Genomic DNA, 26,705 nt, shown 5'->3' with positions numbered 1-26,705 from the left:
CAGATCTCTTGCATAACTGTTGTCTGAATAACAACTGGTGTCATTCCAGCAAAATGTGTCAAGTAAGTTTTTTCGTTTCTATAGCTACTTGGATGACAAAAGAAGAAATACTAGACTTTATACCTTTTGCACTCAAATTCACATAAATCATGAATTATGCACGTTTCACACGAAGGTTTCTGTGCTTTGCAAACATATCTACCATGCAAAACTAGCCAATGATGAGCATAAAGCAGGTATTTTTTGGGAACCACATTTAAAAGAGATTGCTCTGTTTTAAACACATCTTTTTCTTTCACAAGCCCAATTCTATTGCTCACTCTAAAAACGTGAGTATCAACTGCCAATGTTGGAATGCCAAGCCCCGAATTTAAGAACACATTAGCGCTCTTTCTCCCCACTCCAGGCAAAGACACCAAATCATCAAAATTAGTAGGTACTTTGCTGTTGTATCGTTCTACCAATATTTTACTAAGCCCGATTATATTTTTTGCTTTGGAATTATATAAACCAATACTGCTTATGCATTTTTTCAGCTCACTCTGCCCAAAGCTCAGCATTTTTTCTGGCGTATCAGCGATATTAAATAGTTCTCTTGTAATTTTATTAACGCTTACATCAGTTGTCCGCGCTGATAAAACTATCGCAACCAGTAACGTAAAATGATTGGTATAATTTAGCTCTATTTTTGGCGCAGGATTTGATTGTTGAAACTTTTCAAATATTAGTTCTACTTTTTTTGAGTCCATCTCATTTACCACACCTCTTTTAAATATTTAAACAAAGAACCCCTCTTTCCCATCATACAAATACAATTTGTCCATTCTCACCACGTCAAAATTGTGTTCTTCGAGTTTGATTAGCAAGTTATTTACATCACTATTTGTAATAGCTTGCTTTTCATTATTTGCGATAAACCTACAGGTTATTTGGTCACTTGAAGGTTTTGAGTTTCCTGGCCAAATCGCAAGTCCTTTTGAGTATATTGCTATCATTTGCAGATTACTTGATTCAAATAATCCTACTATTTGATCAACATTACTGGATTTGTCCCAAGCGAGAGTTATATCACTACCCACTAGCTTTTTAACTTTGTAATCTTGTTCGTAATTGTCTTGTACTTTATTTATTTTACTATCCAAATTTATTTTACTATCCGAACCACTGCCAATTATAAGCTCAGCAGGTTTCTTTCCTAAATTATCTATAACAGCTTCTGCAAATTCTTTGGTACCAACTTTCTGTTTACTTCTTTTCTCCTTATATAAATCGGCAGTGTGTATTCCATCCTCCAAAGTCTTGAGCCATGCATCGTAGATTAGTTTTGCAGTACCCACTTGACCTATGTAAATTAGCATATGCACTGCAGCATTTAAAAGACCAGAAGGATTGGCTATGTTTTTTCCTGCAATATCAGGGGCAGAACCGTGCACTGCTTCAAACATTGCGTATTCATTCCCGATGTTGCTACTTCCGGCAAGCCCCACAGATCCAGAGGTTTGTGCGACTATATCTGATAATATGTCGCCATATAAGTTCTCGGTTACTATAACATCAAAATTCTCCGGTTCTGTTGCAACACGCGCCATTCCAATATCAACTATATAATGTTCTGCCTTTATATCTGGGTATTCCTTTGCAATGCGATCAAACGCGGCATGGAAAGTTCCGTCAGTCATTTTCATGATGTTATCTTTAGTCAGGCAAGTTACTTTTTTTCTGTTGTGTTTTTTTGCATATTCAAAAGCGTACCTGCATATCTTCTCTGAGCCAGATCTAGTAATAATTTTAGTGCATTGGTAAGAGTCACCAGTGAGCCTATGCTCTATTCCGGTGTAAACGTCCTCTTCATTTTCACGTATCACTACGATATCAAACTTATCGAATTTATTTTCTATAACAGGATGATATGAAATGCATGGTCTGATATTTGCATACAACCCTAGATTTTTTCTGAGTGCAACGTTTAAGCTTTTGTGCCCTTTACCTTGAGGAGTTGTTGTCGGAGATTTTAATAATATTTTTGTCCTTTCAATTGATTCCCAACCACTTGGAGAAATTCCGTGAGACCATTCTTTACTGTAAACACGCTCCCCTATTTCAATAATATCTATTGAGATTTCCGCTTCTGCTTCGCGCAATATCGACAGCACCGCTTCCATGATTTCTGGTCCGATACCGTCGCCATATGCAACTGTGATTAGTGTTGACATAACTTCCCTAGTTATAAATGATTTAATATTAATTTAAATAATAGAGTGGCACAAGTAGCTAATATTACCCAAGTTAGTATATTTACGGTTATTTAATAACGTATTTTTATATCATATGATGATATTATGAAATATAGGTGGGGTTATGAATACTGAAATAAATGTTAAAGTAAATTATGTAGGATTTACAAGGCGTATTGTAGCAGAAATACTTGACCTCATCATATTTTCCCCTCATTTTATCTTCGGTTTTATCTATGGTGTATTCATCGTATCATTACAAGATCAAGATAAAGACTCTTTTCAGGAACTTGCACAACTAGCAACAGAAATACCATTTATAGTTTCTACAGTGGTCGCAACATTAGTACTAACAATATCCAAAATATTAATGGTAACAAAACTTGGTGGTACCCCAGGAAAACTATTGTGTGGTATGCATATTAAAGATGCTAATACATTTACAAATGTTACCCTTATGCAAGCAACAATAAGATGTATTTCTAAGGGAAGCATCTGGATTATTTTTCGCTTTTTGCTTCATCTGCATTATCATGGTTATACTTTTCTATATCTTTTAATTGTGCTAATTTTATTTTTGTTTGCAGTATTTGATCAACGCAAACAGACTTTTTACGATAAAATTGCAAAAACAGTAGTGATAGACTATAAATCTAGTTGATATTTTTCTTTATAGGTAGTACATGGATAAAAAAGTAAACTACTCAACGATGACAAGACGTACTCTAGCATTTATAGTTGATTGTATTTTATTTATCGCAATACCATTTGGTTTAATGGCGGTGGGTTTCTCACTTACACACGCAATACAAGGGATCATGGGTGCAATAATTGTAATCACCACGATTGTATTTTCTTTATTTTTAATGATACCATGTATATTTCATATATTCATGCTAGTAAAATTTGGCGGCACTCCAGGACACTTGTTATTTAGCATGCGTGTAAAAGACAAAGATACATTTGAGTCAATCACTACAATGCAAGCAATGAAAAGGACTATAGCTCTTTTTATAATTTATTGCATATCACTTTGTAATCCCATTTTATTCTTAGCTATACTAATCTTAGTTTTAGTATGTGCAGTAGGTGATGAACATAAACAAGCTTTTCACGACAAAATTGCAAACACGGTAGTGATAGATTATAAACCTAGTTGATATTTTCCTTTAGCTGTCTGCCACCAAGGGTGTCATTCCAGTGTCACGCGCTAACTTAAGGTAAATTGCCAACTTAACTATAAATATATTTTGGTAAATCCAAATTATTTTAGCTATAAGAGCGTTTTACTTTTTGCTCAGCATATCCATCATAACTGGCTTACTTTTAGTGATTCATGGAGTTAAAAAAGTCAGCATTGCTCTTTGTTAAAAGTAGTTTGTCACGTAAAAATTCCATTGCTTCAACGGGTCCCATAGGATTGAGTATCCTACGCACCACCCATATTTTATTTAGTATAGCCTTATCAACTAATAGCTCTTCCTTCCTTGTTCCGGATTTTGTAATATCAATAGCTGGAAATATACGTTTATCAGAAAGTTTTCTATCAAGTATGATCTCAGCATTTCCTGTACCTTTAAACTCTTCAAAAATAACTTCATCCATTTTTGAACCAGTCTCTATAAGAGCTGTGGCGATTATAGTTAAAGAACCCCCATTCTCAATATTACGAGCTGCTCCAAAAAAGCGTTTTGGTCTCTGCAGTGCGTTTGAATCTACACCACCAGTTAGAACTTTCCCAGACGAAGGAATAACCGCATTATAAGCACGTGCAAGTCTAGTAATATTGTCAAGTAGAATTACCACATCTTTTTTATGCTCAACCATTCTTTTAGCTTTTTCTATTACTATTTCAGCAAGCTGTACGTGACGGTAAGCAGGCTCATCGAACGTAGAACTTACTACCTCACCTTTTACAGAACGTATCATATCTGTTACTTCTTCAGGTCTTTCATCTATAAGTAACACTATTAATTCTACTTCAGGGTGATTTATAGCTATAGAGTTAGCCATTTGCTGAAGCAATACAGTTTTTCCTGTGCGAGGTGGAGCAACTACTAACGCTCTTTGCCCTTTTCCAAGAGGAGCTACTATATCTATAGCACGCATGCTTAAGCCTTTTTTATCATCACCATTATTACACTCAAGTACTATGCTTTCCTCAGGATAAAGAGGAAGCAAATTATCAAAATGGACGTACTTTCTTAATTCACTTACTTCAGTAGAGTTTATACTTTGAACCTTAGTTAAAGTAAAATATCTCTCTTTATCACCAGGTGGCCTTATTTCTCCATATGCCATATCTCCTGTACGTAAATTAAACTTCTTTATTTGCCCGTTAGAAATATAAACATCATCGGTACTTGGGGCATAATTTGCACTTGCTGAACGTAAGAAACCAAAACCATCAGGCAATATTTCCACTATTCCACTCCCTGTGGTTATGCCTCCTTCTTCACTCATTTTTTTCATTAAGCTGAATATTATTTCCTGCTTTAGCATTCTACCATTGCTTTTACCATTAGTTGAAATTTTTCTTTCTTCAGCTAACTCTAACAATTCTTCTGCTGTTTTCTCTTTTAATTCGCTCAGATCTAATGTTTTTCTGTTTTTCTCAGTACCTTCATTGACCATCTGTTTTACTGTATCGTTATTGTAAATTTGCTCACTTTTTTCAGGTTGAGCTGTAACCTTTCCTTTTGCCAAAACATCTTCATTGATTGTTGTCATAATCCTCCAAAAATTTTAATTGATGCTTACTAACCTAAAATGTGACTATAAGATAATAAATTAGGCTGAGTTAGTTTCAGTGCGTATTAAGCTTAATTATCATTAAACCCCGTACTTTACTTACATTATACTAATAAACACTAGCAAGTCAAGTTAATTTAATGTTAACAAAGCACAAAAATTTGAGGATTTTCAATAGCTATTCTTTATATTTTTTTAACCTTTCTTGCTTCTCCTCTTCTACTTTTGCTTTTTCCACTTCTGCTTCTAAATTTTCTTGACTACATAAGCCGAGTAGTACAGGATCTTGGGGTTTTATATTTTGCATGTTATGATGAGATCCATCTCTTACCTGCTCAACTGTGTAATTTGTTGTACTAATTAATTTAGCTATAACGTTATTGTCCAAGATAGGAAATTTTTTTACTAAATAATAAATCGCATCAGGTTTATCTCTACGTCTTGCCGTAGAGGCAAAGCCAAGAATGCTACCAATCGCTTTACTCCTTTTTTTTATATTTTTTATAATCAAATTTGGTACACGATTTGGATTTTTTTTGCAATCATCGATTTCTTTTTCAGTAATTATTCCAGAAATAATAGGGTTATATTTTTCTACTCCTATTTCCTCATCAGCTATGTCTTGTACTTCTTCAAGGGCCAATCTGCAACATTGTGCTATTTGATTAAAAGTTAAACCAGTGTTGTCTACTAACCAAGCAGCTATTTGCACTAGAAACTGTTTATTTCTATCGTTATTGCCCTTAGAAGATTCCATTGACATCAAAAAAGCATCTCCCATTTAAAGTATCCCTTACTGTTATACAGAGCTAAAATATAAACTATTAAAACTAAAAAAGCATTAATTTTGTCATTCAATAACTTTTTGTTTGTCATTTCCCACCTCTTAAGTTAATTAAATGCGCTTACCTTTAAGCATATTTCAAACAAAATATTTCCCCTTCCTAAGGTATAGTATAACTCAGTTAAACATATGTTCCTATTTAAGATTAGAGAGTTAAATTTTAAGTTAATATATTGTAATATTATATATATTAGCTAATAAAGCAACAGGTTTACAAGCATTAAATTATCACTATTCTATAATTAATCATTAATTAACTGGGTTTAAAATGAATGTTAAAAATTTTTTCACTAAAGTAACCGTTGTCCTTTTAGCTTGCTTGTTAATCTTCATGGGAATTGGCAACCTTTTATCAGGTGATGATGAAAAAGAAGAGGTAGCTAGGGTTGGAAAAGAAGTTATAATGTCAGATGAGTATAAATCACTATATCAAAATTATGAAAAGCAAATTTCTGGATCTGATGCGAGTAGAGAACAAGTAAAAAAGCTGAAATATGATTTGCTTAACGCACTTATAGAGCAAAAACTATTGTTTAACCTAACTAGTGAGCTGGGGTTGACAGTTGGAGAAGAATCTATAAAAAACCATATTAAAAACACCAAATACTTTCAAAATGATAAAGGTGAATTTGACAAAAATAAATTCTATGAAACGCTAAATGACCTGCATATGACAGAGAAAGAGTATATAGCAAAGCTAGAGAAAGTCCTGCCTGCAATGATGTTCATGACTTCATTATTTAAAGATAATTATCCAGTAACTTTTGGCGAGAAAATTGATGAGCAGATATACAAAAGTCGCTACCAAACTAGAGTAGTTGATATTGTTAAAATAACTGAAGATGCAGTTACAAACATTCCTGAACCAGATGATCAAGCCTTACTTGATTTGTACGAAAGAAATAAATCCCATTTTTATTATCCTGAGTATCGAACTGCGCAATATATTTCCCTAGGCCAAAAGTATTTTGAAGATCAAATCAAGATCTCAGATGAAGAAGTTGATGGTATAATAGAACAACAAGAACTTAAAAATCAAAGAGATATATTCAATGCAATATTTTCTACCAAAGAAGAAGCTGAGACAGCAAGAAGAGCATTTGAGGAGGGTAAAACAAGCTTTGAACAGATAGTAGAAGAGTTTGGCAAAGCAAAACTTGAGGAAACTAGAGTAAATAATATAACTAAGGATTTTTTACCAGAAGACGTGAGAGAGAAGGTATTTGCTCTTAAAGTAGGTGAAGTAAGTGAAGTTTTAGCAAGCAGTTTTGGTTGGCACATAGTAAAAGTGGAAAGTGCGCATCAAATCTCTGATGAAGACTTAGTTGATTTAAAAAAAGACATAAAGTCAGTTCTAACTAACCAAAAGTCTTTTGAAAGAGTCAATGATTTCATAAACCAAGTGAACTATAAGATATACAATGGTTCAGAAATTGAAGAAATATTGAGTGAATATAATTTACCTATACAAACTATTGGTCCAGTAGATGCGAGTGGAAAAGATCAAAGCGGTAATAACGTAGGAGATTCTGGTGATTTGATTTCTTTCATTTTTTCGCGAGAAAAGGATCAGAAAGGTTATTTTAAGGGCGTTGGGGACGCCGTTGTTAGTGTAAAAATCGTCGATATCTTTCCACCCAAATTGCAAAGTTTTGAAGAAGGCAAGGCATTAGCGGTAGAGCTTTGGCGTAGTGAGTTTATAAAAGAAAGAATGTTTAAATTCGGGCAAGAGGTTGCAGTTCAACTAAGAGAAAAAACAGATTTGGAAGAAATTCAAGGTGTGGAATTAGTTAAAGGTCAGCAGATGCACCGCAATAAAGTGGATCAACAAAACTACCCCTTTTCTTTTGTAGAAGAGATTTTCAATATGAAAACAACTGGTTCAGTGACAGATCCTATTCAATACAATAATGAAATTATAATAGGTGTTCTAAAAGAAATGCATTCATCAAATGGCAAATTAAACACGCTTGACACCGGAAAACGTGTGATGATATCGCTAAAAGAGCAATTAATTAGCTATCTGGAATCAAAGTATAAAGTCGAAGTTAATCACGCTATACTTGATGATATATAATCAAAAATCTTATAAGCTGCTTCAAACGCATCCAGTGCCCAGACACACAACTGTACGAACATTGCGATTTGAGAGCAATCTTCACTAGAAAGGATGTCATCCCAGTGCCCAGACACTGGGATCCAGGAATTTTATTAAGTTGGTAAGCATAAAAGTAGCCGTTTTATGTTAAAATACAACGTTTTAATGATTAAAAAAAGGCTGGATTCCAGTGTCAAGCACTGGAATGACACCATTTGCTGTGCAATTTACCTTCAAAAATGAATGTTCGTATAGCTGTGCGCCCGGCACTGCCCTACATTATTGGTAATTATATTATAAGGTGCAAAAGTTGTATAATTCATTTGACTTAAAACGGCTCATTGTATAAAATTGTGGCTAATATATGAATAAAGGTTAACATGGCAGTTAAAATAAGGTTGGCGAGGTTTGGCGCAAAGAAACGCCCTTTTTATAGGATAGTTGTAGCTGATTCACGAGCACCAAGAGATGGGCGTTTTATTGAGAAAATAGGACAATATGATCCAATGTTACCAAAAGACAATAAAAATCGTGTTGTGGTGAAAGCTGATAGATTAAAACATTGGCTAAGTGTAGGCGCGCAGGCAACTGAAAGAGTACTGTGGTTTATCAAAAAAGGCATAGTAACTTTAGAAACAGAACCAAAGAAAACAGAAAAGAAGAAAGTAGAGAACGAGAAAGCACAAGGGCAAGAGGCATAAGTCTCTTAAAATGCTAAATACTGATTTAACAAACAGCGATAAATTAGACGATATTGTATCTTCTGATTTGTCAGCTATGAATGACTTTGTCTTCAAAAATGTCAATGATGAAGATGCTAAGCTTGCTACTGATATTATATCTCATCTTGTTAGGTCAGGTGGAAAAAAAATAAGGCCTAAACTAGTTTTTATTATATGTAAAATGCTAAACTATTCTGGGGAGAATAGGATCAACGTTGCTGCATCGGTAGAGTTTATACACAATGCTACTTTACTTCATGATGATGTGCTCGATGAAAGTGAGGCACGCCATGGAGTTAAAACAGCGAATAAGATTTGGGGAAATAAATCAAGCATTTTAGTTGGTGATCTATTGTTGACTCTAGCATTTAGATGGCTTATAGAGTGTGGAAATTTAAATATTCTCTCTATTTTATCTAAAGCATCGCATTTACTTGTGAAGGGTGAAATAAAGCAGATGACAGCACGTTTTGACCCCCACACAGTCAGGGAAAATTATTTTGATATCATTGGAGAAAAGACAGCATCTTTATTTTCTGCATGCTGTGAAGCTGCATCAACAGTATCTGGTGCAACAAATGACGAAACAGAGAGGCTAAAGAATTTTGGTTTTAATTTTGGTATGGCATTTCAAATAGTTGATGATATGCTCGATTATACTGCTAATCAAGGCACTTCTGGAAAGCAAGTCGGAAAAGACTTTTTCGAAGGTAAAGTCACCTTACCTGCTATTATAGCATACGAAAAGGGCAGTCCAGCAGAGCAAAAATTCTGGGAAAAATGCTTTTCTTCAGCTAGACACAATTTTGACCAAGCATTACACTATATTAATCACCATAATGCCATTCAGCTTTCTATGGAAAAAGCTAGACACTACATTAATATGGCACAAAATGATATTAGTACTTTTTCTGATTCTTTTTATAAAACTACTTTAATTGACTTTTTAAATGCGAGCATAGAAAGACGAATGTAGCTGGCGCTTGATATTTTCGAATTAATTGCTATATATTTATTAGATTCTTAAGGGTAATAATATGTCAGATAGCAGTAAAGAGAAAAAGAAGAAGTTTGCTGATATGGTAAGTAGGCAGAAAGGTGACGACCAACAAAGTGATAACCATAAGCAGACTGATGATTTAAATGAAGATCTCAATACATTAAAAGAACGTGCAGCTCAGCTTGAAGATCATTTACGCCGTGCTGTTGCAGATAATGAAAACGTCAAACGTATAATGCAAAAGCAAATTAGCGATGCAAGTGACTACGCAGTCACAAAACTTGCACGTGATATGATCGACTCGTGCGACAATTTAAAAAGAGTAATGGAAATTTTGAAAGACGGTGATCCTGTTCATGAGGGGATTAAAGTAGCTTATCAAAAAATTATAAATGATCTAAAAAAACATGGAATAGAGGAAGTAGATCCACTTGGTGAGCTTTTTGATAGTAATTTACACCAAGCTGTTGTGGAAAGAGAAGACAATGAAAAAAAGCCTGGCACCATTGTAGAAGTACTACAAACTGGTTATACTATCAAAAATAGGTTGCTCCGTCCTGCAATGGTTATTCTTTCTAAGAAATCTGCTGATTGTGGAAGCGATTAGCATGAGGTAAATGTATAATGACAAGTATTGTCTTTTCAGGTATCCAGCCAAGTGGCGTACTACATTTAGGTAATTATCTTGGTGCAATCAAACAGTGGATAGACTTACAGGATAAATACAAATCTCTTTTTTGTATTGTCGACCTACACGCAATCACAGCAAATAAGCTTCCCGCAAGTGAATTAAAAAGTAATATTTTCAAAACAGCAGCAGCTTATATTGCATGCGGAATAGATACAGAAAAGTCCATTATTTTTAGTCAGTCCACAGTTAGTGGTCATGCAGAACTGGGCTGGCTGCTTGGATGCTATACACCAATTGGTTGGCTTAATCGCATGACTCAATTTAAAGATAAAGCTGGCAGCGATAAACAAAAAGCCTCTCTTGGATTATATAGTTATCCAGTACTTATGGCTGCAGATATATTGTTGTATCAAACTAAATACGTTCCTGTTGGTGATGATCAAAAACAGCATTTGGAGCTTGCACGTGATATTGCATCAGCTTTTAACAATCATTATAAGCTGGATTATTTCATCGTACCTGAAATCTTAACTTTGGATTGCACATCAAGGATAATGAGCTTAAGGGATGGCACAAGCAAGATGAGTAAATCTGATCCTTCAGAACATTCGTGCATTAACCTTGATGATACGGATGACTTAATTGTCAAAAAAATAGAAAAAGCAAAAACAGATTCAATTCTAGGCTTTGCTACTTTAAAGTGCCGACCAGAAATAAGCAATTTGATAAACATTTATTCAGTGCTTAGTAATGTAAATGCAGAAAAAGTATGTGAAGAAGTGAACAAACATGACATGAAGCACTTCAAAAAAGAGTTAGCTGATTTAATTATCAGTGTTATATCACCCATACGTGAGAAAATGAATGATCTTTTAAAAGACCAATTCCATTTACATGAAATATTAAAAAAAGGCACAAAGAAAGCAGCAGAAATTGCAACCCATAATATAAAAGAAATCAAGGATATTATTGGATTTGCTCAATATCTGTAAGGTTCCAAAGTGTGATGGTGCGAACCGTCATACCGCCGCGGTATCTCAGCCGCTAACACGTAGCGGGATGACGGTTTTTCAAATTGTCGGTAAATCTAAGTCAGTTTAGCTATAGGCAGCAATTTTCTGTATTTATTTTAAGTTGAAGAAAGCTCAAATGAAAAATCGTGTTTTGCTAAAAATCACAGAATGCAGTCTGGTTACAAAATTCTCTAATGGTCTTAAATAAAACTTCCAGTGAATGATTGTCAGACATATTGTGCTCTGCTGATTTTATTAAGTGTACTTCAACATCGGTTGACTTAATTTTTTCAGCTAAATTCAATGAAGTTTGATAAGGAACATCTTTATCATTAATGCTATGCAGCAAGCGCACAGGACAGTTTATATCTATTGTCTTTTTGTTTAAAAGAAGGTTCTTTCTGCCATCTTCGATCAAATTTTTAGTTATTTTGTATGTACAATGCTCTGAAGTAAAATCTATTACACCTTTAGAATCTAGTTCTTCTTTTTGCTTGCCTGACAATTGCTTGAATATCAAATCTTCAGTAAAATCGGGAGCAGACGATATACCAATTAGTGCTGCAATTTTTTCTGGAAATTGAAGGGCAGTGAGCAACATCAGCCATCCTCCCATACTTGAACCTATAATTATTTGTTTATCGCTAGTTAATTCACTCATTACTTTAGCACAATTTTTTTGCCAATCACTTATCGTGTAATCAATAAAATTACCACTTGAATGACCGTGACCAAAATAATCAAATAGCACAAGTGCTACGTCATTTTCTTGGCAAAATTTGTAAATAGCAGTTGCTTTAGTTCCATCCATATTGGATGCAAATCCACCGAAAAAAACTACAGAAGCTTTCTTTCCTTGTAGCTTTCGATATGCTATGTGACCATTATTTCCATCAAACAATTTACAATAATCCATACTACTTTGGCAAAGCAACCGGGCTATCACTCAATTGATGCAAATAACTAACTAGATCTGCAATTTCTTGTGGATTGGAAATACCTGCAAATGCCATACGTGTACCTTTTATATAGGCTTTTGGGTTCTTTAAAAAGGCAAATAGCTCCTCATACCCCCATTTTCCACCTCTGTCAAGCACTGCTTTTGAGTAATTGAATGAGTTACCAAGATGGGCCTTTTTATTTCCAACTATGTTCCATAAGTTTGGTCCTACTTTATTCATTCCACCTTTCTCAAAACTATGGCAGGCTATACATTTTTTTGCTGCTGATTTACCTTTCTCAAAGCTAGCATTCTGCATGAGCGCTCCAATATCAAGCGCCACTTGCTCGATTTTTTGCTGGAACTCATTGCTGCCAGCAGCTACTATCGTTTGGTGTTCAATCTTATATTCTTCTGGACTGTAAAGCATATCAACTACATTACTAACTATCATAATGATTAGCCCAGAAAGTAAAATCGATGCTGCAATCTTATTAAGCTCCATAGTTAATTTTTATTAAGTAATGTTACTTAAATTATGCGAATATTTTCGCAAATAGCAACCAATTACCTTGAAGCTCGCTAAAGATGAGAGTCTCTATAGCTGACCCAAGAAAGGTTTTCTTACGTCCATACCGCCGCGAACCGTCATACCGCGATTCATTCGCGGTATCTCAGCCGCTAACAAGAGATCCCGCTAACAAGTAGCGGGATGACGAGGTTCACTGCCATTAAGTTAAGGAAAGAATGGTTAAAAACTGAACTAAAAAGTCAGAAATAATTAAGGATTTATGACAAATGCTGAAACAGAATAGAGTAAACTTTAAAGCAGATAAACTCTGAAGTGTAAATTACTTAAGAAATAGTTTGTTTAGAAGTCATTTTACAGGAGCTATGGCAATAAGCTACCCAGTTATTATCAGAAGATATGAATACTACCTCTAGTCAAAATATGTGTTTTCTAACCCTTTTTTGGTAATTGAACGAACGAAGATAAGGTACCTTATGACGATCAACTTTCCTTCCCTTTCTTACCGCCAAAGTGTTCATCAAAAATAGCTTTGATAATTGATCCATAATGCAGTCAGTATCTGATTCCGTAGCAAAAATGTCGAAAGCCAAGTTTTTGATCGCGTTAAATGAGACAGATTTGTTAATGCTCCTCTTAAGCTTATCATCGGTTAAGTCCATATTCAACGCTTCTTCTACATCTTCTGTCATAACACTTTCTAGGTTGCTAATAAAGATAGCTGACCAAAAATCCTGTTTAACAGACTCAACACTTTTTCCTGTAAAATTTTCTAGACTTAGTCTTCCTTTGAGTTTTGCAAAAAATGTCTCAACTCCCCAGCGTAAAAAATATAACTCCTTAAATCCTCCAGTTTGAAACTTTTGTTCATCCATTAATGATGTAGCTAACACTTCAATTTCACCAGATGGCAGTACCACTTTGAAGCGTTATTCCACTATTTTCTTGTTTTATCTTACGCTGAGCACATATGGTAACCTCAACACTAGATGGGCTTTTTTCTTCAAACATAGCATTCACTTCATTAAAAGATGATCTGGGACATCGAATGACATAAGCAATTTTTCTTTTTGTAAGGCTAGAAAGAAATTTATAAGATAAATATACAAATCAGTAAGTCATTAGTATTTACAACTTTAAGCATTTCATCTGCTAAGTTAATTTCATGAGTGTTACCTCTATCTAACACTGACCTTATGGCAACATTATTTAGCACATCTTAACAAACCGCAAAGGTTGCACTTGCATAATCACCTAAATCTTTTGGTTTTTGGTTACGTATTTTTCTTGAGCCAAATTCATTTTTTATTTCAACGCTTGTTGGTAAAATGATTTTGGAGGCATCAAGAGCTAACACTCTAAAGCCAAAACAAGTTTTAAATTTTTGGTCTTGGTAGTACAAGGAAACCACACCTTCGTTAATTTCTGAAAATGCACTGTGTTTCATTTTTTTTCTTGCTTGACTAAAAGCACTAGCAGTAACGGTATAGTCTTTTTTCCTATATAAAATAAATTCGTTTAGTATTACTTGCAGCGACTTTACACTTTTTCTTAAAATTAAGATAAATATGTCAATAAAAGATAACTTCCTCTTTCTCATAAAATCTTTTGAAGATGATTTATGGGATTCTATAAATTCTAGACTTGCCAATTCATTTTGAATAAATTTTATTACTGCCTTTTTTACTCATACTACCTTTAAACTTATTGGTATACATCATTATCCCATAAAATCTATCTTTTTTCCTTAACTTAATGGCAGTGAGACGAGGTTATCGTCATGCCGCCACGAACCGTCATACCGCGATTCATTCGCGGTATCTCTTAGCCGCTAACAAGTAGCTGGATGACGATTGTCAGGGTGTAATCCCAGTGTCCCTATGATGTCATCCCAGTGCCCAGACACTGGGATCCAGGAAAAAGAATGGTGTCATGAAAGTAGCCTCCTGTCATCCCAGTGCCTTGACTACTTGGATCCAGAAAACTTAACTTTAAATAAGTGGCTGCATAATAAAGACTAGATTCCAGTATCAGCTACTTGCATGACACTATTTGTTGTAAACTCACTTTTACTCTATGGTTATCTTTTTATACTACCTTGTCTACCTTATTTTACCGCTTTCCTAAACGGATACAACTTGGAGCTATTTTGCCTTTTTTCTATGCAAGAAGTCTATTGTATAGCTATTGCCGGTTGTATATTACTTATAGTTTATCTATTCAAATTTTGACTTTATTTTTCATAATTAATTATTGACACTGTTGATAATCTAGTTATTATTAATATTCTAGTGGTTAATGAGGTAAAAAATGTCTACATCTAACCTTAAAATTTCGATTGCTGCTTTATCATTATGTGTATCTGCCGTTGCAATTTATATACATCTCCCTTATGTTATTGCAGCAGTTTCTGGTTCTGGTGCCATTGCAGCAGTTCCTTTAGCAATCTTTGCTGTTTCTGTGGTTGTTGCATTGGCTTCAGTAGCATATCTTATTAAACTTGCCGTTTCTAGAGATGATAATAAGAAAGAAGCAGGTCTTAATGGACAGGAATTTGGCCATACTGCATCTCAAGAACCACAAAAATCTGCGTGTAAAAATTGTAATAATCTGGACAGTGAACTAATTAGAAAAGGATTGTCTGTTAAGCAAGATAGTGGATCACAGACGGAAGTGAGAAGTTCGGAACATGTTCCGAACCTTACTCCTCAACAACCTCCGCTAACACTTGGTACAGCAATTCCTCAAAATAATAATGCACCTCCGCCACCACCTCCACCTCCAAGTTCAAATGGAACTTCTTCATCAAAGAATGCTAGTAGTCCTAGTGATCCTGACGTTAAACCTGACATGAGCGCTGTATTTAATAAAATAACACAACAAAAACCAAATCTCATGAGCAAGGAAGAGCGTGATAAGAAGTTAAAGGAACAGGCAGCAAAGAAGTCAAGCAATAAAGGAGGTGGGCAACAAGAAAAAAATGAAGATCTTATGGCTGATTTGAGTAAAGCACTTCAGAAACGAAGGGCAGGCGTTAATGGAAAGCAAGGGAGCGACGTACAACAGCCAAGTCACCTGGGCAGGGCATTCAGTAAAGTGTTAGCTATGATCCCACCACCACGGAGTCGTAGTAGTAGTGTATCAAGTGATAGTAGTAATGTATCTGATGATGAAAATTGGGAGACAGACCCAGAACCTATTGAGCAGGCATCTTCAGGCTCCCAATCGCTCCATAGAGAAAGAAGCGGGAGTCTTGACAGTGGTATAGGATCTGGTTCTGAACCCACATCTCCGTCACATTCGGGAGTGTTAAATAAACCATACGCGTCAAGTTAAGGAAAAGTGTAAGTAAAGTTGATAGAGTGAAGGAAAATAATAAGGTATAAATTCTCTTGGATATATGAATGAGAGAACTTACAATGGACAGAATAGCTTGCTTATCAAAAGACCTCAATGAATTCTTTAATGAAAAAGCAGACGAAATATCAATTGCAGTAGGTTTTATAAAAAGAAAGAGAAAACTTAATGGCTCATCATTCATAAAAGCTATGGTTTTTGGTAACATAGGAGTTGATGATTGCAGCATAGAAACAATGTGCCAATTGCTAAATGAAGACTCGATAGAAATTACAAAACAGGGTTTAGATTTTAGGTTTAGTGAAGAAGCAGTTGAGTTCATGAAAAAAATGTATAACGAAGCTTTGTGTTTATTTAAAAAAAGTCTACAGATTGATTGCAAAATTTTACAGCAATTTGGAAGCGTTAAATTATTGGATAGCAGCTACATTAGCCTGCCCAGTAGCATGGAAGATATGTACAAAGGATATGGCAGTAGCTATAGAGATTGTGAGAATAATACCAAATCAGGAATAAAGCTACAGTTAGTCTTTGATTACCTGAATCAAGCGCTAGATAAGTTAAATTTTATGGAAGGAATAAGGTCGGATCAAGGTTATAGGGATTATCTGAACGGTTTATCAGCCAATGATTTGCTAATATTTGACTTGGGCTACTTTGTGCCTAGTTCTTTTAAACAGATTGATGAAGCAGGTGCATATTTTGTTAGTCGTTATAAGTCTGATACCAATATATATGATATAGAAACAAATCAAAAAATAGAGCTATTGGAGTATTTGGAAGGTCAATTATCTTCAGAAAAAGAAGTATTATTAGGAAAGGAAGTAAAAATTAAGGTAAGAATTATATGTCAAAAGCTAACTGAAGAACAGTCTATGGCTAGAAGAAGAAAGGCTAATAAATTAGCAAAGTCACATGGATATACATCTTCTCAAAAGAATCAAAAGTTATTAGATTGGTCAATATTTATAACTAATGTTCCAGAGAGTAAAATTAATGCTGAACAAATATTGACGGTTTATAGAGTAAGATGGCAAATCGAATTACTATTTAAACTATATAAAAGTCATATCAATCTTGATAAACTAAAAGGAAAGACAAATCCATTTAGAGTATTGTGCGAGCTATACGCAAAATTATGTGCTATTCTCGTATTTCACGGAATGATTGGCTGTGTAAAACTAAAAAAGAACACGGAGCTCAGTTTAACAAAGGCATTTATTGAATTGAAAAGGCGGGTTAGAGAGCTCTTTTTGATATTAAACAATATTGTCAATAATTTAAAAATTTTTCTAAAAAAGCTTACTATAATCTGGTCAAAGTTTTCTTTGAAAGACAGATATAGGAAGACCAGGGTATCTACTTTAAGCTCTCTACATTCCTTAACTTGACGCGTATGGTTTATTTAACACTCCCTCACATTCTGCGCCAAAGGCAGATAAACCACTGATATCGCCTAAGCCTGTTAATTTAAAAACGAAACCTGAAGCTCTTCCTGCAACAACAGTGACTAATGAAGCAGGAAAGCTACCAGCTTCTTCTGTTAAGGACCGTTGTAAAATGTTTGGTGGAGCGGCTACTAAATTTGAGAGGGGATCGGTATTAGTACGTTAAGGAAAGCACCACACACTTCCCTTCTTTTTCAAAATAAGTTTACCTATAGATCTGATTGTATTAAGATTGTTTAATACAATCAGATCTATTATATGCGTTTATCCAAGTATTACTTACCAACTCTAAAGGAAAAGCCTGCTCATGCTAAAATTATCTCCCATCAATATTCTTTACGTGCAGGTTTAATAAAGCAGATAGCATCTGGCATTTATTCCTGGTTACCACTTGGTCTCTTAGTGCTTAAAAATATTGAAGACATTATCAGAGATGAAATGAACAAATCCGGTGCTATTGAAGTGTTGATGCCTTGTGTCCAACCAGCAAATCTTTGGCGAGAATCAGGGCGTTACGATGATTACGGTAAGGAAATGTTACGTATAAGGGATAGGCATGAGGAAGACATGCTTTTTGGTCCAACGCACGAGGAGGTGGCAACTGATCTAATTAGAGATATGGTAAAAAGTTACAAAGATTTGCCACTTTGTTTATACCAAATTCAATGGAAGTTTCGTGATGAGGTAAGACCACGTTATGGCGTTATGAGGGGCAGGGAATTTTTGATGAAGGATGCATATAGCTTCGATGTAGATTACGAAGGTGCACTGAATTCATATAATTTGATGTACAAAACTTACATAAAAATCTTCAAACGCATGGGACTTACCCCAATTGGAGTTCGAGCTGATACGGGGCCAATTGGAGGAAATTTGAGCCACGAGTTTCATATATTGGCAAACACTGGTGAAAGCACTTTATATTACGACAACAAATTTTCTGAGTTGCTAGAAAGCGAAGATGTTGAAAGTTTGAAGAGTATATACGCAGTTGCAGATGATATGCATGATCCTGAGACTTGCCCTATATCACAAGAGCAGTTAAATGTTAGTAAAGGTATTGAAATAGGGCATATTTTTTATTTTGGCGACAAATACTCAAAGCCTATGAAGGCAAGTGTTACTTCTCAAGATGGAAAAAATGTCAATATACATATGGGTTCGTATGGCATTGGAGTTTCAAGGCTTGTCGGTGCAATAATAGAAGCTTTTCATGATGATAAAGGAATTATCTGGCCAGAATCGGTGGCTCCTTTCAGAATTGGTTTAATCAATTTACAAACGAAAGTAACGGAGGCTGCAGATAAAATATACAAAGCTTTGAAGAGCGATGAAGTGCTTTACGATGACACGGAAGGAAGTGTAGGAGTAAAATTTTCTAGAATGGATCTGATAGGCTTGCCGTGGCAAATAATTGTCGGAAAAAAGGCAATAGATGAAAAGATAGTTGAAGTAAAAAATAGAGCAACTGGAGAGGTAAAGGAAATGCAGATTGAGGAAGCAATAAATCACTTTAGCACAAAATGATACACGGTATCGGCACTGACATAGTATATATACCAAGAGTATCGAGGATATTACAAAAATACGGGGAAAAATTTCTCAATAGAATCTACACTGAGAAAGAAATAGAGCTAAGTAGAAAGTATAATAGTCAAGAAATGCGAGCAAGGTATTTCGCTAAGCGTTTTGCGGCAAAGGAGGCTTTTGTTAAAGCACGAGGTAGTGGTCAGGGTATTATAATGAAAGATATAGAAATATACAATGATGTAAGAGGCAAGCCATATCTTACCGTTAGCAAGGATTTTATCTCCAAAATTCATCTTTCTCTGAGTGACGATGGAGATTACGCTACTGCATTTGTTGTAATTTGCGTCTAGCAGATATTGTTTCAATTTATGCAGTTGACTTTATGCTATCTATATAGCTAAACCGACTTACAACAATTTGAAAAACCGTCATTCCGCTACTAGTTAGCGGAATCTATGCTGAGATACCGCGGCGGTATGACGGTTCGCGGTGGCATGACGATAAGCTCGTCATCCCGCTACTAGTTAGCGGATGAGATACCGCGAATGAATCGCGGTATGACGTAACGACAAATTCGTCATCCCGCTACGTGTTAGCGGGATCTAGAGATACCGCGGCAGTATAGCTATAGCATATGCAACAACTAAAAAAACATAGCAGTTTTTCTATGATTTTAGTATAATTCTAGCTTTACCTAAACAAAAAATTTAATGGACTATATCTTAATGTATCTTTCCTTACCATTTTCAATTACTGAGAATTATTTATTAATTACTGCGTTGATTCCACTTTTAAGTGCGTTAGTTATTTTTTTTACTGGTAAATGGCCCGGAGTGAACAATAGTATTACTGTCACTTCTTCTGTACTTCTGTTTACGTATACGTGTCTGTGCACTTTATATTGGGTGTATGGTGATCATTCTCAATTTATCCTCATGGATTTTGGTAATAATTTGCACATTAGTTTAAAGCTAGAGTCTACCGGAGTAATATTCAGTTTATTAATATCGTTTTTATGGGTGCTGACCAGTATATATGCAATATGTTATATGCAGAATAACTATGCTGATAGCAATCACTCAAGTTTTCTATGCTTTTTTTCAATATCAATTAGCTGTGCAATGTTTATTGCTTTTTCTGGAGATTTGCTCACTACATTTGTCTTTTATGAGCTTCTAACTATTAGTACATACCCTCTGGTTACTTACAACTCAACAAATGAATCAATGATTGCAGGGCGCTATTACTTTGGCGTGCTATTTTTCTCTTCTTTGGTATTGTTTTTTCCTGCAATAGGCCTTTTATATAATGAATTTCATACTTTAGACTTTGTAAGTGGTGGAATATTCAAATTTGATACTTCACTCATCACTTTCATTGCAGTGTGTTTTGCTATGCTGATTTACGGAATAGGAAAAGCTGCATTAATGCCAATGCATTTTTGGTTACCAAAAGCAATGGTTGCACCAACTCCTGTAAGCGCACTACTGCATGCTGTTGCTGTTGTGAAATCCGGAGTTTTCATCATCATAAAAGTTATATTATACACTTTCGGTATCGGTAACATGCAACGTTTTGCGCAGCAAAGTTGGTTTGCTGGAGGGTGGCTTCCGTACGCTGCTGGATTTACTATTATTACTGCATCATTGATTGCATTAAAGCAAAAAGAATTAAAAAAATTGCTTGCTTACTCTACCATCTCTCAATTGTCGTATATTATATTATTCGCTTCAATTTTTAGTGAGCTCAGCATGAGGGTTGCAATTTTCCAATTAGTTTGCCACGCATTTGCAAAAATCACTTTGTTTTTCGTTGCAGGAGCAATAATAACAAGAGCAGGTGAGAAGTATATAGATAAGATTTACGGTATAGGACGCAGTATGCCAATTAGCATGACAGCATTTGCTATAGGTGCGTTGTCTATGATAGGGGTGCCGCCTGCTCCGACTTTTTGGGGTAAATTTCTCATTTTTCAAGCTGTTTTCAACTCTGGCAATGTAATACTTTCTGTGTTTGTAACTCTAGTGTTAATTGTTAGTACTATACTCAACGCTCTGTACTTTTTACCGATAATTTACAACGCCTTTTTCTTAAAACCTTCTCAGAATTACTTTATTAAAAAAACACCAATTCTTCTAGTTTTACCTCCAGTTATTACTGCTACATGCACTTTGGTTATTTTTTTTAGCTACCAAGTAATATTTTAAAATCTGTATTTATAACCATTAACAATAAATTTAAATGGTATTATACCAGCCAGAGTTGCTTTTATATTCGACAAAGTGAAGCTAATCTCCACAGTATCCTCCTTATTTTGCTCGGTTGTAAAAACTACAGTAGCATTTCCAGCAAATGTAACTAGGTCCTTGGTCGATCGGTCAATAGATAATGTTATTACGTTTATGTTGGTAATTTTTCTTTTGGATGAAACAGCTTCATTATTCGTTTTTTCCTGAAAGCCTTGATGGATTTTATGTATAGAATTGTTTCTTATAAAATTTTCTTGGTACTTCGGTTCAACGGTCTTAATGGACTCGTATACTTCAATGTATTTACTTATTAAGTACCTCGCTGTGGAAGTGTATTCATCTTCCTTTTTACTGAAACTAAGCTTATGCATTGCAGAGAACTCATCTTCTGTGTGGTTCATATACTTCACAAAATTTAAATCTTTTTTAACAGGAAATAACAGGTATATGTTTAATGTTAATAAACATAAGCATACTAGGAGAAGCGATACTATTAATGCCATCCAAGATCTTTCTGCTACACAAAACAGATACCTATGGCAGTACCATTCGACTGCTTTACTGAAATAACTTTTGTTTTTTACTGATTCAAGCAATTTATCTTCCATAACACAATACTACCAGACCTAATCGGATCATTATAATAACAATAAGCTTAGATACTCTAAAAAAAACTTTAAAATATGTCTAAATTTTCCCAAATAGGATGAATGATTATATCACCTTGTTCTGCAATGAGGTAGAATTTATCGATTTTGCTCACATCTATATTTATCATTTTTACACTGAAATTTTCAGGATCATAAGTATTACTTTCTACACTTTTGTGATAATTATAATAATGTAATTTATTTTGATCATCAAAATAACCAAATTCATCAGCAAAGGTTCCCACTTTTCTACCTTTACCACTTTTGACTAGCTCAAATAGATCAATTACATGGTTTTGGGATCCAGGCTCAATAGGCCCTTCTGCAGCAAAAAATTTAGGTGCATGACCAACGTATTCCTTAAATTTTAGATTATGAGTCTTTTTTACACTACCAAAATCCACAAACTTATATTCATCTGAAACGCCAGAATATTGTGGATCATACTTTTTATATTCAAAAAACTCATTACCTAAAAAATTACAAAACGTTAATTTATAATTATCATGATCGGATTTTACGACTTTAAGGTAATGAAAATCTCTAGGAATCCTTACTTCCTCTTCCGTGATATGATTACGTACAACAAACTCACCATTTAGCATATGATAGCCAATTTTTGGCAAAGTGGCTATATTGATTGCCTTGTTTAGCTTAAAATTTGCCTCATAGATGCCACTTAATAACTCCTTTCCTTTTTCTAAGGTGACGTCCTGGTCTAAAGCTATATTCTTGATTGAACTCAATTCTTTCTGCATATTCAGTATAGCTTTCGTCAAAACTTCTATTGATTGCCATACAGTTAATTTATTATCAGTCAAATTATATACTTCAAGTATTAAATTAACAGGATTTTATCATGAATTTATGTTAAAAGTATTATACTTTGCAAACTTATGTCATGATATTAACTACATTAGCTAAAACATGCTTTTTATCTAAGTGGAGTTGCTTAGCAACAACAAAAAGTTCATCTATTTTTTTCCACTGACTTAGCAGAATTTCAACATCATTTACCTCTCTCTTTATGCTTTCTAAAATGAAGGCCTGAATTATATATGATGCTAGTTCTAGTTCGATTTCGCTATTAATTACTTTATTAATCATATTGGGATTCTTTAAATCATGAAGAAATTTATAAAAGCACTTGTATGCTTCATAAGCATCACTACTTATTGCATTTATTATCATTCCTGGCATTCCAGGAAATAAAGTAATGATTTCATCAAATATTTGATCATCAAATTTACATTGAGATGAAACAACTTGCTTTGTTTCATCATAAGTTAATGGGAGTAAATTCAGCTGAAAGCACCTACACAAGATAGTGGTTTGTATATCATATGGCTTATGGCTAATTATAAATATCTTAGAATTTTTTGGCGGCTCTTCTAATATTTTCAATATTGCGTTTTTAGCGTTATTAGTCATTGCCTCTAAGCTATCTATTATAGCTATTTTGTGTTCTGATTGAATGGGACTTAAGTGTAGAAAGTTTTTCATTTCTCTGACTTTTTCTATTCCGATAGTATCACCTTCAACAATGTGTAAGTCCAATGCTACTTCATTATAGCTTTTTATGAGTAACCAATTGGAGAAGGATTTTGCAAGTGTTGCTTTTCCTATACCTTTTTTACCACAGATCAGCCAAGACTGAACAGATAAGTTGTTCATTAATTTTTTTTTGGCCTGGTTGTGACCTATTACTTTTTTCATTCTTTCTCCTATAGATCTTAGTTTGAAAATGCATTGTTTACTGTTTGTAATAAAATTGCACCTTCCCTTAAAACCTTAATCTTATCTTCGGTTAAGTCAATAATAGTAGATTCTATACCAGAAACTAATTCGTCATCTTCAATCACTGCAGATAAATGTTGCTTAATGGATTGTGGTATATCGTCTGCCTTACATACACTTTTTTCTCCTGAAATATTTATACTAGTTGCAACTATTGGAACTTTCAGTTTGTTTAGTATTGAAATTGCAATAGGATGCTCAGGAATTCTGATACCTATACTATCTTTAAAGAATTCGTTTGGCAATATGTTGTTGTTTTTAAGTGGTAAAATATAGGTAATTGGTCCAGGAGAAAAGTGGTTTATTAAATCAATATATCTTTCCTTTACCTTTGCTATTTTTGTCAAATTGTAAATATCACTAACAAATATAGACAGTGGTTTATTTTGAGAGCGTTTCTTTATCTGATATATTTTTCCTATAGATTCATTATCTAGTGCATTACAAGCAAGAGCATACACTGTTTCTGTTGGAAAACACACTAATAAATTGTTCTGTATTGCATTTATTATTTTAGATACCATATAGCTAAAAACTTATTCATAACAACTAGATCAGTTTTGTTGCACTGTATCTTATATAGTAACTGCTAGTTTTTGTAAACGTAATGCAACGCAGCTTACCATTTGTTATGCAGATTTGCTACAACCCAAACTCTTCATTGACTTCATCAATTATTGCCTGTGGTGGATCCTCTCCCCATCCTGAATACAAAATCTCTCCATAGTCTGCAACATCTATAGAGCCAGTTCTGCTTTTTGCTAGAAACATTTCTCTTTTCTCTTTATCAACTAACACATAATGCCACGCTGATTTTCCACGATCTTTACCACGGACTAAGTATACAAGATCTGACCTACTTCTTTTTGTTGCATCAGCAAAAGATCTTTCATTGACAGTTCTGCTTTTACTTTTTATGCCGCCACTTTCAGAAAAAGCTTCCTTGGATTCGGTTTTTTTGCCTGCTAATTCAGAAATTTTTCCTTTTTCCCCTAATGCCCGTTCTTTGGTGTTTTGAGACGAATACTTACTGGAAAAACCTTCCCCTGTACCGCCAGGAGTCCTGTTTGTGAAACGCTTAGTAAATGAATTATTGTCGTTGTTTTCTGCCATAAAAATCTCCAAACTTTAGATTGTAGAATCCAAACTTTTACTACACTTTATCATATGTTAATTAAATTAATATAAATGAAAAATAATATAGTAATTATTACAGGAATTACGGCCTCAGGTAAATCAGAATTATGCGATAACCTGATAGAAAAATATGGAAATATTAGTATAATAAATTGTGATTCAAAGCAGGTATATGAAGAAATTCCCATAATTACTGCTCAACCACCAAAGCAAGAAGTATTTTATAAACTATATGGTTATGTTTCAGCAAAAGAAAATTATTCCGTGGGTCTATGGTTAGAAGATTTAGAAAAAGAAGTTAATCACGCATTAGAAAATGCTCAAATACCTATCATCACTGGAGGAAGCGGGCTTTACATCAGCAGTTTAATCAAAGGCTTATCATCAATGCCACAAATAAGTCAGAAAGTGAGAAAAAACGTAAGTGAGCTCAGGAAAAATTTAAGTAAAGAGGAGTTTTACAAATTAGCGCTAAGCAAAGATCCAAGGATTCAAGGTAAAGTGTTCATGAATGACTCGCACCGCCTTTCAAGGGCACTTGAAGTTATCACTGAAACTGGCAAGTCAATTTTTGTATGGCAAGAGAATAGACAGCCTCCTTTATTCAATAATTTTAAGATATATACAATTCTGCCTAAACGTGAAGATGTATACCGAAAAATAAATTCTCGTTTCATTACAATGATTGAAAATGGAGCAATTGATGAAGTAAAAAAGCTACTTAGCATGAACCTAGCCCCACATTTGCCAGCTATGAAAGCACACGGAGTGCCAGAAATTATAAAGTACTTGAAAGGTGAGATTACTTTAGACGAAGCGATACAAATTGCTCAAACAAACACAAGACACTACGCGAAACGTCAGTATACCTGGTTTAAAAAACAATTTCTAAATGCTGAAGTGATTGATTGTGCAAACAAGCTCAAGATATTTTAATTCAGGCCGTGCTCATTACTACGAATAGGGGGTTCCATATTTTCCAGATGGTCGCTTACTTCTAGTGGATCGCCTAAACCATGCTCTATTTTTATTTTAAAAAATCCAAGCCTCTCGCACAATTTCTGAAAGTATTCTTTTATAATGTCAAATAAGCTTTTATCACCTATATTATAGTCCTTCAGTCTCTCAGGAACAGTAAGTGACAAGTTACCATTTGTGTATGTTACATTTTTATCATCTTGAGACTTAAGCGTGAATTCTAGTGAGCTGGATAGATCACACACCTTGTCACCGAATGTACCGTCACTCCTTTGGAAAAATATTGGTAATGTCATATCAGATTTAACACTCACATTATTTTGGCTAACACAGTCAATACTTATCACTTTTTCAGGTCTTTCTATTATGAATGAATGCTGGCTAAGTGCACCTTGAAACTCTATATGTACACCAGCTTCATATCCTGCTTGATTACAATTGATAACTAATTCTTCCAAGATAGAGTCACTTGGAACTTCTGCCTTAGCGTATTTGAACATCTCCTTAAAAACTTTTCTTGCAAATGGGCGGTAGTCTTCATTTTTACCTTCACTTTTTGGCAGTAAACTATCATGTTCTTTGTATAGCTCGGCAATCAAATCTCTACTTATACTTTTGCCGTTAATAACAAAATCCTTTCTCTGAAAATCTAAGAACGCTGTATTACCAGAATTCGCTTCAGCATTGTCTTTACCAGCTCTTAACTTGCTAAAACCAAACTTTTCTGCTTGAGCTCTTAATGTAACTACTGGATTTTCCTTTTCTTCTGATATAGAGCTACTCATTATGAATACCTT

Annotated in this window: 26 protein-coding genes and 1 pseudogene; 14 read left to right on the top strand and 13 right to left on the bottom strand. The window is 34.5% G+C overall.

Annotation, left to right across the window (positions count from 1 at the left end):
* Window positions 1–110: 110 nt before the first annotated feature.
* Both nth and icd read right to left on the bottom strand, forming a co-directional pair.
* The gene (gene nth / locus ABWU29_RS02255) at window positions 111–749 is read right to left on the bottom strand and encodes an endonuclease III (RefSeq protein ID WP_006279797.1); all 639 of its coding nucleotides are present in this window, start codon (window positions 747–749) and stop codon (window positions 111–113) included.
* A 27-nt stretch (window positions 750–776) separates the two neighbouring features.
* Window positions 777–2,213 (bottom strand): isocitrate dehydrogenase, encoded by a 1,437-nt coding sequence (gene icd / locus ABWU29_RS02250; protein WP_141456998.1) that lies wholly within the window; start codon window positions 2,211–2,213, stop codon window positions 777–779.
* 145 nt (window positions 2,214–2,358) lie between these two features.
* On the opposite strand from icd, the gene ABWU29_RS02245 reads away from it, so the two are divergent.
* Both ABWU29_RS02245 and ABWU29_RS02240 read left to right on the top strand, forming a co-directional pair.
* Window positions 2,359–2,895 (top strand): RDD family protein, encoded by a 537-nt coding sequence (locus ABWU29_RS02245; protein ID WP_006279799.1) that lies wholly within the window; start codon window positions 2,359–2,361, stop codon window positions 2,893–2,895.
* A gap of 22 nt (window positions 2,896–2,917) precedes the next feature.
* Window positions 2,918–3,394, top strand: a complete 477-nt coding sequence (locus ABWU29_RS02240; protein WP_006279800.1) for an RDD family protein — start codon at window positions 2,918–2,920, stop codon at window positions 3,392–3,394.
* A 166-nt stretch (window positions 3,395–3,560) separates the two neighbouring features.
* Here ABWU29_RS02240 and rho read toward each other — a convergent pair whose 3' ends face one another.
* Window positions 3,561–4,964 (bottom strand): transcription termination factor Rho, encoded by a 1,404-nt coding sequence (rho, locus tag ABWU29_RS02235; RefSeq protein WP_007549497.1) that lies wholly within the window; start codon window positions 4,962–4,964, stop codon window positions 3,561–3,563.
* Window positions 4,965–5,163: 199 nt separating this feature from the next.
* Window positions 5,164–5,766 (bottom strand): cell cycle transcriptional regulator TrcR, encoded by a 603-nt coding sequence (locus tag ABWU29_RS02230; protein ID WP_015589206.1) that lies wholly within the window; start codon window positions 5,764–5,766, stop codon window positions 5,164–5,166.
* A gap of 331 nt (window positions 5,767–6,097) precedes the next feature.
* Here ABWU29_RS02230 and ABWU29_RS02225 point away from each other — a divergent pair, with 331 nt between their 5' ends.
* The 5 genes from ABWU29_RS02225 (at window position 6,098) to trpS (ending at window position 11,272) form a co-directional block, all read left to right on the top strand.
* Window positions 6,098–7,906, top strand: a complete 1,809-nt coding sequence (locus ABWU29_RS02225) for a peptidylprolyl isomerase (protein WP_015589207.1) — start codon at window positions 6,098–6,100, stop codon at window positions 7,904–7,906.
* Window positions 7,907–8,307: 401 nt separating this feature from the next.
* Complete coding sequence (gene rpsP, locus ABWU29_RS02220) at window positions 8,308–8,628, top strand: 30S ribosomal protein S16 (protein WP_006279266.1); 321 nt, start codon at window positions 8,308–8,310, stop codon at window positions 8,626–8,628.
* Window positions 8,629–8,638: 10 nt separating this feature from the next.
* The gene (locus ABWU29_RS02215) at window positions 8,639–9,625 is read left to right on the top strand and encodes a polyprenyl synthetase family protein (protein WP_015589208.1); all 987 of its coding nucleotides are present in this window, start codon (window positions 8,639–8,641) and stop codon (window positions 9,623–9,625) included.
* A 61-nt stretch (window positions 9,626–9,686) separates the two neighbouring features.
* The gene (locus ABWU29_RS02210) at window positions 9,687–10,256 is read left to right on the top strand and encodes a nucleotide exchange factor GrpE (protein ID WP_141456996.1); all 570 of its coding nucleotides are present in this window, start codon (window positions 9,687–9,689) and stop codon (window positions 10,254–10,256) included.
* A gap of 17 nt (window positions 10,257–10,273) precedes the next feature.
* Window positions 10,274–11,272: a tryptophan--tRNA ligase gene (gene trpS / locus ABWU29_RS02205; protein WP_006280207.1), complete on the top strand. Its 999-nt coding sequence runs from the start codon at window positions 10,274–10,276 to the stop codon at window positions 11,270–11,272.
* A 175-nt stretch (window positions 11,273–11,447) separates the two neighbouring features.
* Here the strand turns inward: trpS and ABWU29_RS02200 are convergent, their stop codons facing one another.
* The 3 genes and pseudogenes from ABWU29_RS02200 to ABWU29_RS02190 all read right to left on the bottom strand — a co-directional run bounded on the left by ABWU29_RS02200 (window position 11,448) and on the right by ABWU29_RS02190 (window position 14,434).
* Entirely contained in the window at window positions 11,448–12,209 is a 762-nt protein-coding gene (locus ABWU29_RS02200) for an alpha/beta hydrolase (protein ID WP_012673268.1), read from the bottom strand.
* A 1-nt stretch (window position 12,210) separates the two neighbouring features.
* Entirely contained in the window at window positions 12,211–12,738 is a 528-nt protein-coding gene (locus tag ABWU29_RS02195) for a c-type cytochrome (protein WP_015589210.1), read from the bottom strand.
* Window positions 12,739–13,178: 440 nt separating this feature from the next.
* Window positions 13,179–14,434, bottom strand: a pseudogene (locus ABWU29_RS02190) (IS4 family transposase).
* Between the two features lie 181 nt (window positions 14,435–14,615).
* Between ABWU29_RS02190 and ABWU29_RS06005 the strand changes: the two are divergent.
* The 6 genes from ABWU29_RS06005 to ABWU29_RS02160 all read left to right on the top strand — a co-directional run bounded on the left by ABWU29_RS06005 (window position 14,616) and on the right by ABWU29_RS02160 (window position 21,304).
* Complete coding sequence (locus tag ABWU29_RS06005) at window positions 14,616–14,783, top strand: hypothetical protein (protein WP_242049607.1); 168 nt, start codon at window positions 14,616–14,618, stop codon at window positions 14,781–14,783.
* Window positions 14,784–15,072: 289 nt separating this feature from the next.
* Window positions 15,073–16,098, top strand: coding sequence for a hypothetical protein (locus ABWU29_RS02180; protein WP_265027879.1), 1,026 nt, complete (start codon window positions 15,073–15,075; stop codon window positions 16,096–16,098).
* An 83-nt stretch (window positions 16,099–16,181) separates the two neighbouring features.
* Window positions 16,182–17,510 (top strand): IS4-like element ISWosp9 family transposase, encoded by a 1,329-nt coding sequence (locus ABWU29_RS02175; RefSeq protein WP_041573564.1) that lies wholly within the window; start codon window positions 16,182–16,184, stop codon window positions 17,508–17,510.
* A gap of 315 nt (window positions 17,511–17,825) precedes the next feature.
* Window positions 17,826–19,094 (top strand): proline--tRNA ligase, encoded by a 1,269-nt coding sequence (gene proS, locus ABWU29_RS02170; RefSeq protein ID WP_015589211.1) that lies wholly within the window; start codon window positions 17,826–17,828, stop codon window positions 19,092–19,094.
* Complete coding sequence (locus tag ABWU29_RS02165; protein WP_007549151.1) at window positions 19,091–19,447, top strand: holo-[acyl-carrier-protein] synthase; 357 nt, start codon at window positions 19,091–19,093, stop codon at window positions 19,445–19,447. The genes proS and ABWU29_RS02165 overlap by 4 nt, the downstream gene beginning before the upstream one ends.
* A 360-nt stretch (window positions 19,448–19,807) precedes the next feature.
* A complete protein-coding gene (locus tag ABWU29_RS02160) occupies window positions 19,808–21,304 on the top strand; it encodes a proton-conducting transporter membrane subunit (RefSeq protein WP_041573531.1) in 1,497 nt (498 codons plus the stop codon).
* On the opposite strand, the gene ABWU29_RS02155 is transcribed toward ABWU29_RS02160, so the two are convergent.
* From ABWU29_RS02155 to ABWU29_RS02135, 5 genes are all read right to left on the bottom strand, one after another.
* Entirely contained in the window at window positions 21,301–21,954 is a 654-nt protein-coding gene (locus ABWU29_RS02155; RefSeq protein ID WP_015589213.1) for a type IV secretion system protein VirB8, read from the bottom strand. The two genes, ABWU29_RS02160 and ABWU29_RS02155, sit on opposite strands and share 4 nt — an antisense overlap.
* 68 nt (window positions 21,955–22,022) lie before the next feature.
* The gene (locus tag ABWU29_RS02150) at window positions 22,023–22,817 is read right to left on the bottom strand and encodes a hypothetical protein (RefSeq protein WP_015589214.1); all 795 of its coding nucleotides are present in this window, start codon (window positions 22,815–22,817) and stop codon (window positions 22,023–22,025) included.
* Between the two features lie 73 nt (window positions 22,818–22,890).
* A complete protein-coding gene (locus ABWU29_RS02145) occupies window positions 22,891–23,712 on the bottom strand; it encodes an AAA family ATPase (RefSeq protein WP_141457205.1) in 822 nt (273 codons plus the stop codon).
* Between the two features lie 17 nt (window positions 23,713–23,729).
* Window positions 23,730–24,317, bottom strand: coding sequence for an L-threonylcarbamoyladenylate synthase (locus ABWU29_RS02140; protein ID WP_141457207.1), 588 nt, complete (start codon window positions 24,315–24,317; stop codon window positions 23,730–23,732).
* Between the two features lie 118 nt (window positions 24,318–24,435).
* Window positions 24,436–24,906, bottom strand: coding sequence for a hypothetical protein (locus ABWU29_RS02135; RefSeq protein WP_264378135.1), 471 nt, complete (start codon window positions 24,904–24,906; stop codon window positions 24,436–24,438).
* Between the two features lie 75 nt (window positions 24,907–24,981).
* On the opposite strand from ABWU29_RS02135, the gene miaA reads away from it, so the two are divergent.
* A complete protein-coding gene (miaA, locus tag ABWU29_RS02130; RefSeq protein WP_006280293.1) occupies window positions 24,982–25,866 on the top strand; it encodes a tRNA (adenosine(37)-N6)-dimethylallyltransferase MiaA in 885 nt (294 codons plus the stop codon).
* On the opposite strand, the gene ABWU29_RS02125 is transcribed toward miaA, so the two are convergent.
* Window positions 25,863–26,693, bottom strand: coding sequence for a hypothetical protein (locus ABWU29_RS02125; RefSeq protein ID WP_141457209.1), 831 nt, complete (start codon window positions 26,691–26,693; stop codon window positions 25,863–25,865). The two genes, miaA and ABWU29_RS02125, sit on opposite strands and share 4 nt — an antisense overlap.
* Window positions 26,694–26,705 lie beyond the last annotated feature (12 nt).

Origin of the sequence: Wolbachia endosymbiont (group A) of Phasia obesa (genome assembly GCF_964028125.1) — a bacterium.
In the GTDB taxonomy this organism is placed as follows: Bacteria; Pseudomonadota; Alphaproteobacteria; order Rickettsiales; family Anaplasmataceae; genus Wolbachia; species Wolbachia pipientis.
Note: the sequence above shows the minus strand (reverse complement) of the source record. Positions and strands in the feature narration are given on the sequence as shown.